The organism is Streptomyces lydicus (genome assembly GCF_000717345.1).
GTDB lineage: Bacteria > Actinomycetota > Actinomycetes > Streptomycetales > Streptomycetaceae > Streptomyces > Streptomyces lydicus.
In genome coordinates, this window is the sequence record NZ_JNZA01000023.1 from 107,621 (window position 1) to 123,334 (window position 15,714).

General features: G+C 72.3%; 16 protein-coding genes. 13 read left to right on the forward strand and 3 right to left on the reverse strand.

Going from position 1 to position 15,714, the window contains the following annotated elements:
• A complete protein-coding gene (locus OO62_RS22405; RefSeq protein WP_033269310.1) occupies window positions 1-1,713 on the forward strand; it encodes an amidohydrolase in 1,713 nt (570 codons plus the stop codon).
• A gap of 96 nt (window positions 1,714-1,809) precedes the next feature.
• Here OO62_RS22405 and OO62_RS22410 read toward each other — a convergent pair whose 3' ends face one another.
• The gene (locus tag OO62_RS22410) at window positions 1,810-2,268 is read right to left on the reverse strand and encodes an SRPBCC family protein (protein WP_033269311.1); all 459 of its coding nucleotides are present in this window, start codon (window positions 2,266-2,268) and stop codon (window positions 1,810-1,812) included.
• Window positions 2,269-2,470: 202 nt separating this feature from the next.
• On the opposite strand from OO62_RS22410, the gene OO62_RS39680 reads away from it, so the two are divergent.
• Window positions 2,471-3,736, forward strand: coding sequence for an MFS transporter (locus OO62_RS39680; protein ID WP_063739044.1), 1,266 nt, complete (start codon window positions 2,471-2,473; stop codon window positions 3,734-3,736).
• Here OO62_RS39680 and OO62_RS22420 read toward each other — a convergent pair.
• The gene (locus OO62_RS22420) at window positions 3,633-4,949 is read right to left on the reverse strand and encodes an ROK family transcriptional regulator (protein ID WP_033269312.1); all 1,317 of its coding nucleotides are present in this window, start codon (window positions 4,947-4,949) and stop codon (window positions 3,633-3,635) included. The two genes, OO62_RS39680 and OO62_RS22420, sit on opposite strands and share 104 nt — an antisense overlap.
• Window positions 4,950-5,101: 152 nt before the next feature.
• Here OO62_RS22420 and OO62_RS22425 point away from each other — a divergent pair, with 152 nt between their 5' ends.
• Genes OO62_RS22425 through OO62_RS22440 form a run of 4 tightly spaced genes read left to right on the forward strand, consistent with a single transcriptional unit; the run spans window position 5,102 to window position 9,667 of the window.
• Window positions 5,102-6,418, forward strand: a complete 1,317-nt coding sequence (locus OO62_RS22425; RefSeq protein ID WP_033269313.1) for an ABC transporter substrate-binding protein — start codon at window positions 5,102-5,104, stop codon at window positions 6,416-6,418.
• Window positions 6,415-7,341 carry a carbohydrate ABC transporter permease gene (locus OO62_RS22430; protein ID WP_033269314.1) on the forward strand — a complete coding sequence of 309 codons (927 nt, stop codon included), beginning with the start codon at window positions 6,415-6,417 and terminating at the stop codon, window positions 7,339-7,341. The genes OO62_RS22425 and OO62_RS22430 overlap by 4 nt, the downstream gene beginning before the upstream one ends.
• On the forward strand, window positions 7,334-8,269 hold the full coding sequence (locus OO62_RS22435) for a carbohydrate ABC transporter permease (RefSeq protein WP_228332602.1): 936 nt from the start codon (window positions 7,334-7,336) through the stop codon (window positions 8,267-8,269). The genes OO62_RS22430 and OO62_RS22435 overlap by 8 nt, the downstream gene beginning before the upstream one ends.
• Window positions 8,270-8,299: 30 nt before the next feature.
• A complete protein-coding gene (locus OO62_RS22440) occupies window positions 8,300-9,667 on the forward strand; it encodes a GH1 family beta-glucosidase (protein WP_033269315.1) in 1,368 nt (455 codons plus the stop codon).
• Between the two features lie 73 nt (window positions 9,668-9,740).
• Here OO62_RS22440 and OO62_RS22445 read toward each other — a convergent pair whose 3' ends face one another.
• A complete protein-coding gene (locus OO62_RS22445) occupies window positions 9,741-10,151 on the reverse strand; it encodes an organic hydroperoxide resistance protein (RefSeq protein ID WP_033269316.1) in 411 nt (136 codons plus the stop codon).
• 128 nt (window positions 10,152-10,279) lie between these two features.
• Between OO62_RS22445 and OO62_RS22450 the strand changes: the two genes are divergently transcribed.
• From OO62_RS22450 to OO62_RS22480, 7 genes are all read left to right on the forward strand, one after another.
• Window positions 10,280-10,741 carry a MarR family winged helix-turn-helix transcriptional regulator gene (locus tag OO62_RS22450; protein WP_033269317.1) on the forward strand — a complete coding sequence of 154 codons (462 nt, stop codon included), beginning with the start codon at window positions 10,280-10,282 and terminating at the stop codon, window positions 10,739-10,741.
• Between the two features lie 268 nt (window positions 10,742-11,009).
• Window positions 11,010-11,243, forward strand: coding sequence for an acyl carrier protein (locus OO62_RS22455; RefSeq protein WP_033269318.1), 234 nt, complete (start codon window positions 11,010-11,012; stop codon window positions 11,241-11,243).
• Window positions 11,240-12,475 (forward strand): beta-ketoacyl-[acyl-carrier-protein] synthase family protein, encoded by a 1,236-nt coding sequence (locus OO62_RS22460; protein ID WP_033269319.1) that lies wholly within the window; start codon window positions 11,240-11,242, stop codon window positions 12,473-12,475. Before OO62_RS22455 ends, OO62_RS22460 begins: the two co-directional genes overlap by 4 nt.
• A gap of 60 nt (window positions 12,476-12,535) precedes the next feature.
• A complete protein-coding gene (locus tag OO62_RS22465; protein ID WP_078617315.1) occupies window positions 12,536-13,477 on the forward strand; it encodes an alpha/beta fold hydrolase in 942 nt (313 codons plus the stop codon).
• A 75-nt stretch (window positions 13,478-13,552) separates the two neighbouring features.
• Window positions 13,553-13,870, forward strand: a complete 318-nt coding sequence (locus OO62_RS22470) for an ArsR/SmtB family transcription factor (protein WP_033269320.1) — start codon at window positions 13,553-13,555, stop codon at window positions 13,868-13,870.
• Window positions 13,867-14,715, forward strand: coding sequence for an SRPBCC family protein (locus OO62_RS22475; RefSeq protein ID WP_033269321.1), 849 nt, complete (start codon window positions 13,867-13,869; stop codon window positions 14,713-14,715). Before OO62_RS22470 ends, OO62_RS22475 begins: the two co-directional genes overlap by 4 nt.
• Before the next feature lie 506 nt (window positions 14,716-15,221).
• Window positions 15,222-15,714 (forward strand): hypothetical protein (locus OO62_RS22480; RefSeq protein WP_033269322.1); only part of this gene is annotated, 493 nt, incomplete at its 3' end.

Below are 15,714 nucleotides of genomic sequence, written 5' to 3' on the forward strand. Positions count from 1 at the left end.
ATGGACCTCAGCACCACCGTCGCAACCGATCCGGCACCGGACTCCGCCACCGCCTCCGGAGACGACCGTCCCTCCGATCTCGTGTTCCTCTCCGGTCCCGTCCACACCGTCGATCCGGCGCGGAGCCGGGCGAGCGCGGTGGCGGTGCGCGGGGACCGTATCGTCGCCGTCGGGCATGACGCGGAGGTCCGTGACCTGGTCGGGCCGGCCACCGAGGTCGTCGACCTGCGGGGGAAGTTGCTGATCCCCGGGTTCCAGGACGCGCACGTCCACCCGGTCGGTGCGGGGCTGGAGTTGGCGCAGTGTGATCTGAGTGCGGCGGACACGGCGACGGAGTACCGCGAGCTGATCGGCGCGTACGCGGCCGCGCATCCGCGGGCGCCCTGGATCACCGGCGGCGGCTGGTCCCTGGAGGCGTTTCCCGGCGGCATGCCGACCCGCGAGTTCCTGGACGCGCTGGTGCCCGACCGCCCGGTGTTCCTGGTCAACCGCGATCACCACGGCGGCTGGGCCAACTCCCGTGCCCTGGAGCTGGCCGGGCTCTCGGCCCGTACGCCGGACCCCGCTGACGGACGCATCGAGCGGGACGCCGACGGCCGGCCCTCCGGCATGCTCCAGGAGGGCGCCATGGGGCTGGTCGCCGAGCTGATTCCGGAGCCGACGCTCGCGGAGCGGACCGCCGGTCTCCTGAGGGCGCAGCGGGTGCTGCACTCGTACGGGGTGACAGCCTGGCAGGACGCGATGCTGGGACATGGGCCGGGGTTGGTGGACGCCTCCCCCGCCTACGCGGCCGCGGTGGATGCGGGGACGCTGACCGCGCGGGTGACCGGGGCGCTGTGGTGGGACCGGTCCCGGGGCGCCGAGCAGATGCCCGAACTCCTGGCGAAGCGGGAGGAGTTGACGGGCGGGCGGTTGCGGGCGACCAGCGTGAAGATCATGCAGGACGGGATCGCCGAGAACCACACGGCGGCGATGCTCAGCCCCTATCTGACCGCCTGCGGCTGTGCGTCCGACAACAGCGGGATCTCCTTCATCGAACCCGAGGAGCTGTGCAGGTATGTGACCCTGCTGGACGCGGAGGGCTTCCAGGTGCACTTCCACGCCCTGGGTGACCGGGCGGTGCGCGAGGCGCTGGACGCGGTGGAGGCGGCCCGGCGGGCGCACGGCCTGCGCGACACCCGTCCGCATCTGGCGCATCTGCAGGTGGTGCACCCCGAGGACGTGCCGCGTTTTCGCCGGCTCGGGGCGACCGCGAACATCCAGGCGCTGTGGGCGGCGCACGAGCCGCAGATGGACGAGCTGACCATCCCGTTCCTGGGAGCCGAACGGGCCGGGTGGCAGTACCCGTTCGGCGATCTGCTGCGTGCGGGCGCCACGATGGCGGCGGGCAGTGACTGGCCGGTCAGCTCGCCCGATCCGCTTGCCGCCCTGCACGTCGCGGTCAACCGCCGGACGCCGGACGGTCCGTCATCGGCGCCGGTCTTCCTGCCCGAGCAGCGCATCGACCTGGGCTCGGCGCTCGCCGCGTACACGGCGGGCAGCGCCTACGTCAATCACCTCGATGACACGGGTTCCGTCCAACGGGGCAAGCTGGCCGACCTGGTGGTCCTGGACCGCGACCCGTTCGACGGGCCCAGTGAGGAGATCGCGGCGACCCGGGTGCTCCAGACGTTCGTCGGGGGGCGCCGGGTGTACGCGGCCGACGACGCCTGAGGGGCGGCGCCGGGCCCGACCCGGTCGACGCCGGGGGCCGTCCCGTAGCGCCCCGGGCCGCCCGGTCCACGCCCCGTCCGGGCGGGCCCGGGCGGCTCACCCCGTCCGCTCCAGGTGTGCCTTCGCCAGTGCGACCTCCTCTGCCACTTCGGCAGTGAGGCGCCGGCGCAGCAGGGGTTCGGCGAGTCGGCTCAGCCAGGGCGCGAAGTGGAAGGTCAGGGTGCGGACGAGGCGGGTGCCGTCGCCGGTGGGGGTGCAGACGAAGCTCGCTTCGAAGTCGCACAGCCGGCGCGACAGCCGGTTGGCGGGGGGCGGGGCGAGTCGGATGTCGACACGTGCGCCGGGGGTGAGTCTCATCTGCGCGACGGTCTCCGGGCCGGGCAGGCCGGCCAGGCGGGGGCGGAAGGCGAATTCGGTGCCCCAGTCCTGGCGGCGGACCCGGCGGACCGGGCGGATCTTGCGGTCCACCTGGGCATAGCGCTCCGGGTCCAGTACGAACGCGAGCAGCTCTTCGGGGGTGCAGCGGATCGTCTCGATGACCTCGACGGTGAGCATCCCTTCAGCGTAGTGACGGCCCGGTCGCCGGCTTCGGGGGCCCGCCGGCGGCGGTCACGCTTGGGCTTTCCTCCACATCCAACTCGCACTGGGGGGCGCGGTTTCGGAGGACGTGCGGATGGCCGGGACGGCGTGCCGCGGGTCTACTGGGGCGAGTCGTTCGTCGGGGGGTGCGGTGCCGGTGTGGGCGGGTGTGCGTGCGGTGTTCTCCGTTGCCGGGGCCTGGCTGCCGGTGGTCTCGTTCCTGGCGCGGCTGCCGGCGGCGCTGTGTCCGATCGGCACACTGCTGATGCTCACCGAGCTGGCGGGGATCGGGCGGGCCGGGGTGGTCGCCGGGATGCTGTGGCTGGGGCAGGCGGTGGGCGGGGCGCCGATCGGGCGGCTGGCGGACCAGCGGGGGCACCGGCCGGTGATTCTGGTGGCTTCGCTGGCGAACGCGGTGGCGATCGTGGCGTTGGTGGGGTCGGTGGTCGGAGGGCTGCCGGTGGGGGTGCAGGCGCTGTCGGCGGGGCTGGCCGGGGTGACGATGCCGCAGGTGGGGCCGTTGTCGCGGACGCGGTGGAGCGTGCTGACGGCTTCCCGGCCGGAGGGGAAGGAGTTGACGGGGCGTGCGCTGTCGCTGGACACCACGATCGATGAGATCAGCTTCATGGCGGGGCCGGCGCTGGCGGCCACCGTGGTGGTCGTGTTCCACCCCGCGGCGGGACTGCTGCTCGCCGCCGCGCTCGGTGCCGTCTTCGGCGTGCTGTTCGCGGTGCATCCGACGGCTCCCGGGCCGGTGCGGGCCGAGCGCGCCGCGGGGGCTGCCCGGGTGCCACTGAGGTCGTCGGCGCTGGTGGTGCTGTGGGTGATGGCGCTGGCGCAGGGGATCATGTGGGGCGCTGCCAACGCCGGGGTGAGCGCGCTGGCGCGGGAGTTGGGCGATGCCGGGACGGCCGGCTTCGTCTGGGGTGCGATGGCGGTGACCAGTGCGCTGGCGGGGCTGGTCAGCACGGGCCGGCCGGGGAAGCGGGATCTGACGGTCCGGTTGCGGCTGGCGATCGTGGCGCAGACGCTGCTGGGGCTGCCGTTGCTGGTGGTGGACGGGTTTGTCGGGGTCACGCTGACGGTTGCCGGGATCGGCACGGCGGTGGCACCGCATCTGATCGCGGTGTTCGGTCTCGGGGAGCGGGTCGCTCCGGCCGCGCGGATGGGCGAGGCCATGGCCCTGCTGGGGTCGGGGCTGATCGTGGGGCAGTGCGTGGCGGCGGTCGCGGCCGGTCCGCTGGCGCAGGCGTACGGATTCCGGGCCGCTTTCGGGCTGACCTGCGCGGCGGGGCCGGTGGCGTGTGTGGTGGCGCTGTCGCTGGTGCGGGGGCGGCGGTTCACCCCGGTGTCCGGCGCGCCCGTCCGTCCCGTAGCGCCCGCGGGCCCGTCGCGGCTGCCCGCCGGGCCGGCCGCGGTTCGGTCCGCCGGCCGCCGTTCGTGAAGAAGTCCGCCAGGGGCAGGGTCGCCGCGCCGACCGTGACGGCGTCGGGACCGAGCGTGCCGAGGTCGATGGTGACCCGGCCGGCGGGGTGGGCGAGGGCGTAACCGGTGGCGTAGCGGCGGACGGCGGGCAGGAGATGCGGGCCGAGCAGCAGCCCGGCCCAGCCGCCGATCAGGACCCGTTCGGGGCTGAAGAGGTTGATCAGGTCGGAGATGCCGGCTCCGAGGTATTCGGCGGTCTCGTCGAGGACGGCGAGGGCGGCCGGGTCGGGGGCGCTGCCGTCCTGCGGGTGGGCGGCGGCGACCAGGGCGGTGAGGGCGGTCTCCTCGTCGGCGCCCTCGGGGGGTCGGCCACCGGCTTCCTGCCAGCGTCGCAGCACGGCTTCGGATCCGGTGTATGCCTCCAGGCAGCCGCGGGCGCCGCAGCGGCAGCGCCGGCCGCGGACGGCGACGGTGAGGTGTCCCCACTCGCCGGCGCTGTCGCGGGCGGCGCTGTGGACGGTGCCGTCGGTGACGATGCAGGCGCCGACGCCGGAGCCGAGGAGCACGATCACGGCGTCCTCGGCGCCGCGGCCGCCGCCGAACCACATCTCGGCCCGGCCGAGCGCCTTGGCGCCGTTGCTGATGAACAGGGGTACGGCGACCGGGAGTTGGGCGGCGTCGCGGAGCAGGGCCTCCAGGGGGACGGCGTCCCAGCCGATGGTCTGGCCGTGGACGAGCGCGCCGCCGGGGCCGGTCCGGTCGACGATGCCGGGGACGCCGACGCCGACGCCGAGCAGGTGGCGGGCGTCGGTGCGGCTCTCCTCCAGGACGGCGGCGATGCCGTCCGCGATGTGCCGGGTGATCAGTGCGATGTCGTGGTGGCGGCCGGTCAGCGGGAGTTCGGTGCGGGCGAGTTCGGCGAGGGTGAGGTCGAAGAGTTCCACCCGCACCCGGGTCTCGCCGACGTCCACCCCGACGAGCCGGCCGCTCGCCGGGGAGACCTGCAGCAGGGTGCGGGGGCGGCCACCGTCGGAGCCGACCGTGCCGGCCTCCTCCAGCAGTCCGTCATCGATGAGTTCGGCGACCACGTTGCTGACGGACCCTGAACTGAGTCCGGTTGCGGGGACGAGTTCCTGCCGACTCAACGGGCCCTGGAAATACAACTGTTGCAGAATTCTGGAGCGGTTGACCCGTCGCAGGTCACGCACGGTCCGCTGGGTGCGCTCGGCCATCTCTCCCCCCTCCCGGAAGGAAACGTACCGGGTCCCGCTCCCTTGACGCACCCTTCTCTCGGGCTTTAACTCACACCCTAAGTTAAGCCATGAGGCCGTTCAGGAACTGAACATGGCCGGCCCCGGACTCCTCAGAGAGAGGCGTATCCGTCATGCGCATACTCCGAGCCGCGACCGTCTCCGCCACCGTCACCGCGCTCGCCGCGATGGCCTCCGGATGCGGCGGCGGTACCGGCCCCGGCGGCGGGGGCAGCAACGACTCCCCCAGGACGCTGACGTACTGGGCGTCCAACCAGGGGCCCGATGTCGAGGCGGACAAGAAGGTCCTCGGCCCCGAGCTGAAGAAGTTCGAGCGGCAGACCGGCATCAAGGTGAAGCTGGAGGTCATCCCGTGGCCGGACCTGCTCAACCGGATTCTGGCGGCCACCACCTCGGGGCAGGGGCCCGACGTCCTCAACATCGGCAACACCTGGTCGGCCTCGTTGCAGGCCACCGGCGCGCTGCTGCCGTGGGACAAGGGCGCCTTCGACAAGATCGGCGGGCGGGACCGGTTCGTGGCGCCGGCGCTGGGCGCCACGGGTGCGGCGGGCAAGGACCCGGCCGCGGTGCCGCTGTACTCGCTGACGTACGCGCTCTACTACAACAAGCAGATGTTCAAGGACGCCGGGATCAGCCGGCCGCCCACCACATGGGACGAGCTGGTGGCGGCCGGCAAGCGGGTCTCCAAGGACGGCAAGTGGGGGCTGGGCGCCGAGGGCGGTCAGCTGGCCAACAACATCCACCAGGCGTTCGTCCTCGGCAAGCAGCACGGCGCGGACTTCTTCGACGCCGCCGGCAAGCCGTCCTTCACCTCGGACGGCGCGGTCGCGGCGGTCAAGCAGTACGTCGACTTCATGGCCAAGGACAAGATCATCGCGCCGGGCAACGCGGAGTACGGCCAGAACCAGTCGCTGCGGGACTTCGCCACGGGCCGGACCGCGATGGTGCTCTGGCAGGCCGCGGCCACCACCTTCGCCGCCGACGGCATGAAGCCCACGGACTGGGGCGTGGTGCCGGTGCCCGTTCCGTCCGGCACCCCGGGCAGCGGCCGGCAGACCAACTCCATGCTCGCCGGCATCAACATCGCCGTCTTCAAGAACACCCACAACCTCAACGGCGCGCAGAAGTTCGTGAAGTTCATGACCGGCGACGCCGAGCAGAAGCTGCTGAACAAGACGTACGGCTCCATCCCGCCGGTCAGGGCCGCGCAGCAGGACCCGGCGTTCGACCGCCAGGACACCCGGGTGCTGCGGGAGACGCTCACCAGGAGCGCCGCGCCGCTGCCGCAGGTCGCCGACGAGGCGCAGTTCGAGACGTCGGTCGGCACGGCGATCAAGGATCTGTTCGCCGACGCGGCGGCCGGCAAGCCGGTGACCACCGGCTCGGTCAAGGCGCGGCTGGCCAAGGCAGAACAGCAGATGGCGCAGTGAGGCGGCTTCCCGTACGGCTGCGCCGCGCCGGCCTGCCCTATCTGCTTCTGCTGCCCGCGCTGCTCCTGGAGCTGCTGGTCCATCTCGTCCCGATGGTCATCGGCGTCACCATGAGCTTCAAGGAATTGACGCACCTGTTCCTCGGCAACTGGGGTGCGGCGCCCTGGAAGGCGCTGGGCAACTACCGGATCAGCGTCGACGTGAACGCGCCGGTCGGCGCCGCGCTGCTGCACTCGTTCTGGGTGACCTGCGTGTTCAGCGTGCTGGCGGTGGGACTGTGCTGGCTGCTCGGAACCGCGGCGGCGGTGTTCCTTCAGGAGGACTTCCGGGGCCGGGGGCTGCTGCGCGCGGTCTTCCTGACCCCGTACGCGCTGCCCGTCTACGCCGCGGTGATCACCTGGGCGTTCATGTTCCAGCGGGACAACGGGCTGGTCAACCACGTGCTGCACGACCAGCTGCGGCTCACCGACGGCCGGCCCTTCTGGCTGCTGGGGGACAACAGTTTCTACGCCCTGCTGGTGGTCGCCGTCTGGAAGACCTGGCCGTTCGCGTTCCTGGTGGTGATGGCGGCGCTGCAGAACATCCCGAGGGACCTGTACGAGGCGGCGGCGCTGGACGGCGCGGGCCGGCTCCGGCAGCTGCGGCGGATCACCCTGCCGTCGCTGCGGCCGGTCAACCAGGTGCTGGTGCTGGTGCTGTTCCTGTGGACGTTCAACGACTTCAACACGCCGTACGTGCTGTTCGGGAAGGCCGCTCCGGAGGCCGCCGATCTGCTGTCCGTCCACATCTACCAGGCGTCGTTCGCCACCTGGAACTTCGGCACCGGCTCGGCGATGTCCGTCCTGCTGCTGCTCTTCCTGCTGGTGGTGACCGCCGCGTACCTCCTGGCCACCTCACGCGGAAGGAAGCACGCCGATGGCTGACCTCGCCGCCCGCACCCCGCCACCGACCGCCCCCCGCCGGTCCCCCAACGCCGGTGGGCGCCCCGCGGCCGCCCGCCGGCGGTCCCCCAACGCGCCGCCCCGCTCCTTCCTCTGGGCCCGCCGGATCTTCCTGACCGCACTGACCGGTTTCGTCCTGCTTCCCGTCTACGTCATGCTCAGCAGCTCGCTGAAACCGCTGTCGGACGTCTCGGGGGCGTTCCACTGGCTGCCGAGCGAGCTGACGGTCCGCCCGTACCTCGACATCTGGCGGACGGTCCCGCTGGTCCGGTACTTCACCAATTCGCTGATCGTGGCGGGTTCGGCCACCGTCTGCTCGGTCGTCGTCGCGGTCTTCGCCGCGTACGCGGTGAGCCGCTACCGCTTCCGCGGCAAGCGCCTCTTCACCGTCACGGTCCTGTCGACCCAGATGTTCCCGGGCATCCTCTTCCTGCTGCCGCTGTTCCTGATCTACGTCAACATCGGCAACGCCACCGGCCTCGCCCTCTACGGCTCCCGCGGCGGTCTGATCCTGACGTATCTGACCTTCTCGCTGCCGTTCTCCATCTGGATGCTGGCCGGCTACTTCGCCTCGGTGCCCCGCGAGCTGGACGAGGCCGCGTACGTCGACGGCTGCGGGGCGCTGGGGGCGCTCTTCCGGATCGTGGTGCCGGCCGCGCTGCCCGGCATCGTGGCGGTCGCGGTGTACGCGTTCATGACGGCGTGGGGCGAGGTGCTGTTCGCCTCGGTGATGACCAACGACACCACCCGCACGCTCTCGGTGGGACTGCAGGGCTACTCCACCCAGAACGACGTCTACTGGAACCAGGTCATGGCCGCGTCGCTGGTCGTCAGCGTCCCCGTCGTCGCCGGGTTCCTGCTGCTCCAGCGCTATCTGGTCGCCGGGCTCACCGCCGGCGCCGTCAAATGACCCTCGCCCGTGCTTGAAGAGGAGCACTTCGTGACCGATCGGATCGACTTCGCCGCTCTGCCGGACGACTTCGCCTGGGGTGTGGCCACCTCGGCGTACCAGATCGAGGGAGCGGTCGCCGTGGACGGCCGGGCGCCGTCCATCTGGGACACCTTCTCGCACACGCCGGGGCGGACCGACAACGGCGACACCGGTGATCGGGCCTGCGAGCACTACCACCGCTGGCGCGAGGACATCGGCCTGATGCGGCAACTGGGCGTGGGGGCCTACCGGTTCTCGGTCGCCTGGCCGCGGGTCGTGCCGGAGGGCGACGGCCGGGTGAACGCGGCGGGCCTGTCCTTCTACGACCGGCTGGTCGACGGCCTGCTGGAGGCGGGCATCGCCCCGTCCGTCACCCTCTACCACTGGGACCTGCCGCAGGCGCTGCAGGACCGCGGCGGCTGGCCCGTACGGGAGACCGCCGAGCGGCTGGCGCAGTACGCCTCGGTGGTGGCCGGGAAGCTCGGCGACCGGGTCCGCCACTGGGCCACGCTGAACGAGCCGCTCTGCTCGGCCTGGATCGGGCATCTGGAGGGCCGGATGGCGCCGGGGCTGACCGATCTCACCGCCGCGGTGCACGCCTCGTACCACCTGCTGCTCGGGCACGGCCTGGCCGTACAGGCGATCCGGGCGCAGGCCCCGGACGCCGGGATCGGCATCATCAACAACCTGAGCACCGTCGAGCCGGCCACCGGCTCCGGAGCCGACGCCGACGCGGCGCGGCGGATGGACGGACACACGAACCGCTGGTGGCTCGACCCCGTGCACGGCCGGGGCTTTCCCGCGGACATGCGGGAGGTGTACGGGGTGGAACTGCCGGAGCGCGCCGGGGACGCGGGGGTGCTCGCGCAGCCGCTGGACTGGCTGGGGCTGAACTACTACTTCCCGGCCGTGGTCGCCGCCGACCCGTCCGGCCCGCCGCCGTTCGCCCGTCCGGTGCGCCGGCTGCACGTGCCCCGGACGGGCATGGACTGGGAGATCGACGCGAACGGCATCGAGACGCTGCTGCTGCGGCTGACCCGTGAGTACGGGGCGCGCCGGCTGTACGTCACGGAGAACGGGTCCGCCTACCCGGACGTGGTCCGTCCGGAGGGCACCGTCGCGGACCCCGAGCGGACCGCGTATCTGCACCAGCACATCGCGGCCTGCGCCCGCGCGGCCCGCCGGGGCGCCCCGCTGGCCGGGTACTTCGCCTGGTCGCTGATGGACAACTTCGAGTGGGCCTACGGCTACGACAAGCGCTTCGGCCTGTTCCACGTCGACTACGCGACCCAGACCCGCACCCTCAAGGACAGCGGGCGGCACTACGCCGAGCTGATCCGCGGCCACCCCCGGCGGAGCACTCCGCGCGCGGCCTGAGCGGTACGGCCCGGAACCGGCCCTCGCCGGGGCCGGCCCCTCCCCGGGGCCGGTCCCGGTCGTCCGCCGCACTTCACTCGATGACCAGCTCCACGTCGATGTTGCCGCGGGTGGCCTTGGAATACGGGCAGAACTCGTGGGTCGCCTCGACCAGCCGGCGCCCGGTCTCACCGGCGAGCGCGTCCGGCAGCTCCACCCGCATCACGACGCCGAGGCCGAAGCCGGTGTCGTCCTTGCCGATGGAGACCTCGGCGGTGACCGAGACGTCCTTGGTGTCGAGCTTCATCTGGCGGCCGACGTTGCTCATCGCGCTGGCGAAGCAGGCCGCGTAGCCGGCGGCGAAGAGCTGCTCCGGGTTGGTGCCGGCGCCGTTGCCGCCGAGCGCGGGCGGCAGGGCCAGGGCGAGGTCGATCGTGCCGTCGGAGCTGACGGCGCGGCCCTCGCGGCCGTTGGCGGTGGCGACGGCGGTGTACAGCGCGTCCATCACGTTTCCCCTTCGCAGGTGCGGCGGCCGCTGCCCGGCCGCCCGACGTCGACAACACTCGCACACATTCAAATTGCACGCAACTCAGTTGCGCACAACTAAATAGCCTCTGGGGCTAACCTGGACGCATGACCTCGCCGACCAGCCCTCCCGTCCCCGACGCCGAACTGCTCCGCCTGGACCACCAGGTCTGCTTCTCGCTGCACGCCGCCTCGCGCGCGTTCGGGGGCGTCTACCGGGACGCCCTGAAGGACCTGGGCCTGACCTACCCGCAATACCTGGTCATGCTGGTCCTGTGGGAGCACGGCGCACAGCCGGTCAAGGCCATCGGCGAACGGCTCCGGCTGGACTCCGGCACCCTCTCCCCGCTCCTCAAGCGCCTGGAGACCGCCGGCCTGGTCCGCCGCGAGCGCAGCACCGAGGACGAGCGGTCGGTCACCATCCACCTCACCCCCGAGGGCGACGACCTGCGCGAACAGGCCCTGCCGGTACCCCGCAGGATGCTGGCCGCCACCGGCCTGACCCTGGAGGAACTGCGGACGCTGCGGACCCTTTTGGCGCGGGTGACCAGCGCGCTCGACGAGTCCTGACCCGGACCCTCCGCCAGCCCGACGGCCGCCGTCCCGTGCCTCCGGACGGTCGGCGGCGTTAGGAACGTAGGCGTCGCCCACAGCACCCGCAAGGCGGGGCGCGCCCCTCTCCCACGCCGTGGTGCGCTCATCACCCCATTGAGCGACCAAGGTTGGGGAGTCATCGGGACGAAGGCGTATAAAGGGTGGCCAAACCAGCCGGGCCGCCGGTGATCATCCGCCCTGGACGCGGTTGGCAGCACGCCTACAACAAGTGGAGGAGCGCCACGTGAATGCGGCAGAAGTTGTCAACGCCTTGCTGGTCCAACGCTTCGGGGTTTCGTCGGGCGACGTCACCGATGAGACCCCGCTGCGCAGCCTGCGCATCGACTCCCTCGCGCTGGAAGAACTCCGCGTACTGATCGAGGACCAGCTGGACATCGACCTCGAGGACGTGCCGCTGACCTCGCGCGACACCGTGGGCCAGCTGGTGGCGGCCGTCGACGGCATGGTCCCGGCGTGACGGGGGCCCACCAGCCGTTCTCAGCGGCCGTCACGGGACTGGGCATGGTCACCGCGGCGGGAGTCGGGACGAAGGCGACCTGGCACGCGGTCACCCATGAAACGCGGCCCGGCGGGGTGGCGCACCACGAGGAACTCGCCGATCTGCCCTGCGACTTCATGTACACCGCCGACCTGGACACCACGGAACTCCTCGGCGTGGCCACCCAGCGGCTGATGGACCGCTTCTCGCAGCTCGCGGTGATCGCCGCCCGCGAGGCGGTCGCGGACGCCGGCCTGTCCCCGGACGACTGGGACGGCAGCCGGGTCGCGGTGGTCATCGGCTCCGCCCACGGCGGCCTCCCCTTCTACGACCAGCAGCACGCCGCGATGCTCGAACGCGGTGCCCGGCGGGTCTCCCCCAAGCTCGCGCCGCTGACCGTCGTCAACGGTGCCGCCAGCAGCGTCTGCATGGACCTCGGGGCGCAGGGCCCCAGCCTGGGCGTCGCGACGGCCTGCTCCTCCGGCACCGTCGCCCTGGGCACCGCGCACCAGCTACTGCGCGCCGGGGTCTGCGACATCGCCATCGCCGGCGGGGCCGAGTCCCCGATCTCCCGGCTGCTGATCGCCAGCGCCTGCCGGATGAAGGCGGTCTCCACCCGCCGCGAGGACCCGGCCGCGGCGTGCCGCCCGTTCGATGCCGCCAGGGACGGCTTCGTGGTCGGCGAGGGCGCCGGCCTCCTCGTGCTGGAGCGGCCCGAGCACGCCGCCGCCCGCCGGGCCCCCGTCCGCGCGCACCTCCGCGGTTACGGCGCCTCCAGCGACGCCTTCGCGGCGGTGGCGCCGGATCCGGACGGCAACGGCATCGAGCGGGCGCTGCGCAGCGCGATGGCCGACGCCGGGGTACAGGCCGGCGACATCGGCCATGTGAACGCGCACGGCACCTCGACCGTGATGAACGACCTCATCGAGGCCACGATGCTGGAGCGGGTGATCGGCGCCCACCCCCTGGTGACCTCCACCAAGGCGATGACCGGGCACACCCTGGGCGCCGCCGGCGGTATCGAGACCGCGCTCACCGTGCTCGCCCTGGAGGAGCAGTTGGTACCGCCGACCGCGAATCTCGACGTCCCCGATCCGCGGCTGCCCGTGCAGATCGTGCGCGAGGAGCCCCGGCGGGCGTCCTTCGACTGCGCGGTCAAGACCTCGCTCGGCTTCGGCGGCCACAACGCCGCGCTCGTACTGACCCGCTAGGGCGTGTCCCCGCCCTCCCCGGCCGGCCACACCTGCCGGTCCCCCGAGAAGGAAGCAGAGATGTACGAGGAAACGATCCGGTCCTTGTCGGTGAGCGGGGTGTCCTTCGCCTACCGGCGGCTGCGGCAGCCGGAGCGGATCACCGAGCCCGTCATGGTGATCGGCGGCGCGCTGCAGGGCATGTTCGGCTGGCCGCAGATGGAGGACCACGTGGGGCCGGTGGCTGATGTGGTGACCGCCGACCTGCCGGGCATGGGCAACGCCGACCCGCTGCCCCCGGGACCGAGCAGCGCCCTGATGCGTGCGGCCATCGAGCGGATCATCGACGATCTCGACGTCCCCCGGATCAATCTCTTCGGCTTCTCCTACGGGGCCGGCCTCGCCTACGGGTGCGCGCGGCACCTGCCCGGACGTATCGCGCGGCTCGCGCTCGGCGGGGTGCCGGCGCACATCAGCGCCGCTCAGCTGGCGCTGTGGCGGCGGGCCGCCGACGAGCTGGCGCACGGCGACGCCGAGAGCTTCGCGACGCTGGTGACCGAGGGGCTGATGTGCCTCGACGACCGCCGGCACGTCACCAGCCGGCGGCTGGCGTACCGCTATGTCCGGCGCTCGATGATGCATGCCGCCCGGCATTCGCAGCACGCCGTGGAATCGCTGAACCGCGCCCTGTCGGACCGCCCGGACTTCTCCGGTGAGCTGCGCGACGTACCCACGCTCGTTTTCAGCGGCGAGCACGACACGGTGACCTCGGCGGACCGGCAGCGGGCCTTCGCGGCGACCATCCCCGGCAGCCGCTTCCTGAGCATCCCGGACGCCGATCACTGGGTGGTGCTGGAGCGCGCCCAGGACGTGGCGGACCTGGCCGTGCGCTTCTTCACCGACGGGCCACTCAGCTCGGCCCCCGCCCTGGCCCCGGTCGGGCGCGAGGACCGGCCGGTGAACGGCCCCGGGCGCGGGGGCCGGCGGTCCCGGGTCGGCGAGGCTGCGGACGCCTGCGCCTGAGGCGCCCGCAGCGGCTGCGGCCGACCCTCGATGCATTCCCTTGCGGTTATATAACTCCAGGGGCATGCTGAGGGTATGCCCCTACCGTTCGACGTCCTCGCGGAGCCGAGCCGGCGCAAGATCCTCGATCTGCTGCTGGAGCGCCCCCGGCTGGTCGGCGAGCTCACCGAGCAGCTCGGTCTGAGCCAGCCGGGCACCTCCAAGCATCTGCGGGTACTGCGCGAGGCCGGCTTGGTCCGGGTCCGCCAGGAAGCCCAGCGCCGCTGGTACGAGCTGCGGCCCGAGCCGCTCGCGGAGCTGGACGCCTGGCTCGCCCACTACCGGCACCTCTGGTCCGGCAGCCTCGACGCCCTGGAACGGCATCTCGACGCCACGGAGGACGACCCCCGATGACTCCGCATTCCGACACCCTCACCACCTCCGACGGCCGGACCGCGCTGCGCATGGAGCGCCGGCTCGCCCATCCGCCCGAGAAGGTCTGGTCGGCGCTCACCGACCCGGCACAGATCGGGCAGTGGTTCCCGTCCGCCGTCACGGTCGAGCTCCGGCCGGGCGGGGCGATGACCTTCTCGATGCCCGGCGTGAGTGGCGTCGCCATGACCGGCACGGTCACCGACGCCGAGGAGCCGCGGTTGTTCGCCTTCACCTGGGGCGAGGACCATCTGCGCTGGGAGATCGCACCGGACGGGGACGGCTCCCTGCTGACCTTGATCCACACCTTCGGCGACCGGTTCGGCGGCGCCAGCTTCGCCTCCGGCTGGCACCTGTGCCTCACCGCGCTGTCGCAGCTGCTCGACGGCGCTTCGACGGCGGTGGACCGCGACGCGGGTGAGCTGCACGAGGCGTACGTGGAGCAGTTCGCGCTGGGGCGGGGCGTCGTCGAGGAGACCGCGGACGGGCCTCGACTGCGCTTCGAGCGTCAGCTGGTGCGTCCCGCCGAGACCGTCTGGGCGGTGCTGACCTCGGGCGACGAACCGGCGGCGGGGGCGCCGGCACCGGCGGGCTTCACCGCGCGCGAGGTGCCGGGCGGCCCCGTCACGGAGGTACGGGCCCCTGCGGTGCTCGCCTACCGCTGGCACCCGGACGGCATCGTCCGCTGGGAGCTGGGCCGCGGCACCGGCCACGGCGCCCGCCTGGTGCTGACCCAGACCGGCCCGCGGGGATTCGACACGGATACCGCGCTGGAGAGCTGGTACGACCGGATCGAGCATCTCGCGGCCCGGCTGCTGGAGAACTGAAAGAGCACGTTTTTCCCCTCGGCCGACCGCGGCCGGTGACGCCCCTTACGGAGTTCCGTAGGGGGCGTTTTCCGTGCACCGGGCCGCAAGCCGTTGGCGAGGCGCTCCCCCGTCCCGCACCGGCCGTGATTCCGGCGCGCAATTCCGCTTCTCCGGTGTGAGCCAGGCAACTTCACCGGGGGCACGGAAAGGGCCTCGGCGGGGCTGCCGGGTGATGCCCCGCACGCGACGTACGTCACGTACGAACCCGGCTAGTCGATGCCCTTCCCGGTGTTTGCCGCACAGCGCGGCATTTATAACGGACATCTCGCCCCAACTCACGAAGATAGGTAGTACTCGGCATCTTTGCCACGATCCAGGGCGCTCGCTAAACATGTTTCCCGTAGCACCGAGAACGGGTCTGCGACTTCCGCCGGAGCGGCGGGCGCGGCACATGACCCTCGGTCCTCACGCGCCAACCGAAGGCCGTCTCCCCGCCACCAAGCCCTGGAAGAGGTCACCTCCGCATGCTCGGTTTCACCCTGCCCCGCGCCGCCCGTAACACCCGCATCACCCGCGCCCACAAGGTTTCCGCGGCGCTGGTGGCCACCGCGAGCTGCGCCGCCGCGCTCTCGCTCACCGCGGCGCCGAGCGACGCCGCGACCCCCTCCGCCCACGCCCCCGCGGCGGTCAAGCCGGTCAGCGCCAACGGCCTGCCGCTGACCGCGAAGGACCGTGCCGACGACGGCAAGAAGGACAAGGTGCTCGCCTCGTCCGTGGCCGACCACCTGAAGGTCACCGGGGTCGAGAAGCAGGGTCACACCGCCAAGGAAGCCGCGAGCCGGTCCGTGGAGCGCAAGGCGATAGCCACGCCGAAGACCGCCCCCAAGGCGGCGCCGAAGGCCGCGCCCAAGCGGTACGCGAACAACCTGGACGGCTGGATCCGTCAGTCGCTGGACATCATGAAGGCCAAGGGCATCCCCGGCTCCTACGAGGGCCTGCACCGCAACATCATGCGCG

What these genes read in the sequence shown, in the direction of transcription:
- OO62_RS22435 (WP_228332602.1), top strand. Translation starts at nt 7,334, where the DNA reads ATGGCTGACCTCGCCGCCCGCACCCCGCCACCGACCGCCCCCCGCCGG.
- OO62_RS22470 (WP_033269320.1), top strand. Translation starts at nt 13,553, where the DNA reads ATGCCCCTACCGTTCGACGTCCTCGCGGAGCCGAGCCGGCGCAAGATC.
- OO62_RS22425 (WP_033269313.1), top strand. Translation starts at nt 5,102, where the DNA reads ATGCGCATACTCCGAGCCGCGACCGTCTCCGCCACCGTCACCGCGCTC.
- OO62_RS22410 (WP_033269311.1), bottom strand. Translation starts at nt 2,268, where the DNA reads ATGCTCACCGTCGAGGTCATCGAGACGATCCGCTGCACCCCCGAAGAG.
- OO62_RS22465 (WP_078617315.1), top strand. Translation starts at nt 12,536, where the DNA reads ATGTACGAGGAAACGATCCGGTCCTTGTCGGTGAGCGGGGTGTCCTTC.
- OO62_RS22405 (WP_033269310.1), top strand. Translation starts at nt 1, where the DNA reads ATGGACCTCAGCACCACCGTCGCAACCGATCCGGCACCGGACTCCGCC.
- OO62_RS22420 (WP_033269312.1), bottom strand. Translation starts at nt 4,949, where the DNA reads ATGGCCGAGCGCACCCAGCGGACCGTGCGTGACCTGCGACGGGTCAAC.
- OO62_RS22475 (WP_033269321.1), top strand. Translation starts at nt 13,867, where the DNA reads ATGACTCCGCATTCCGACACCCTCACCACCTCCGACGGCCGGACCGCG.
- OO62_RS22445 (WP_033269316.1), bottom strand. Translation starts at nt 10,151, where the DNA reads ATGGACGCGCTGTACACCGCCGTCGCCACCGCCAACGGCCGCGAGGGC.
- OO62_RS22450 (WP_033269317.1), top strand. Translation starts at nt 10,280, where the DNA reads ATGACCTCGCCGACCAGCCCTCCCGTCCCCGACGCCGAACTGCTCCGC.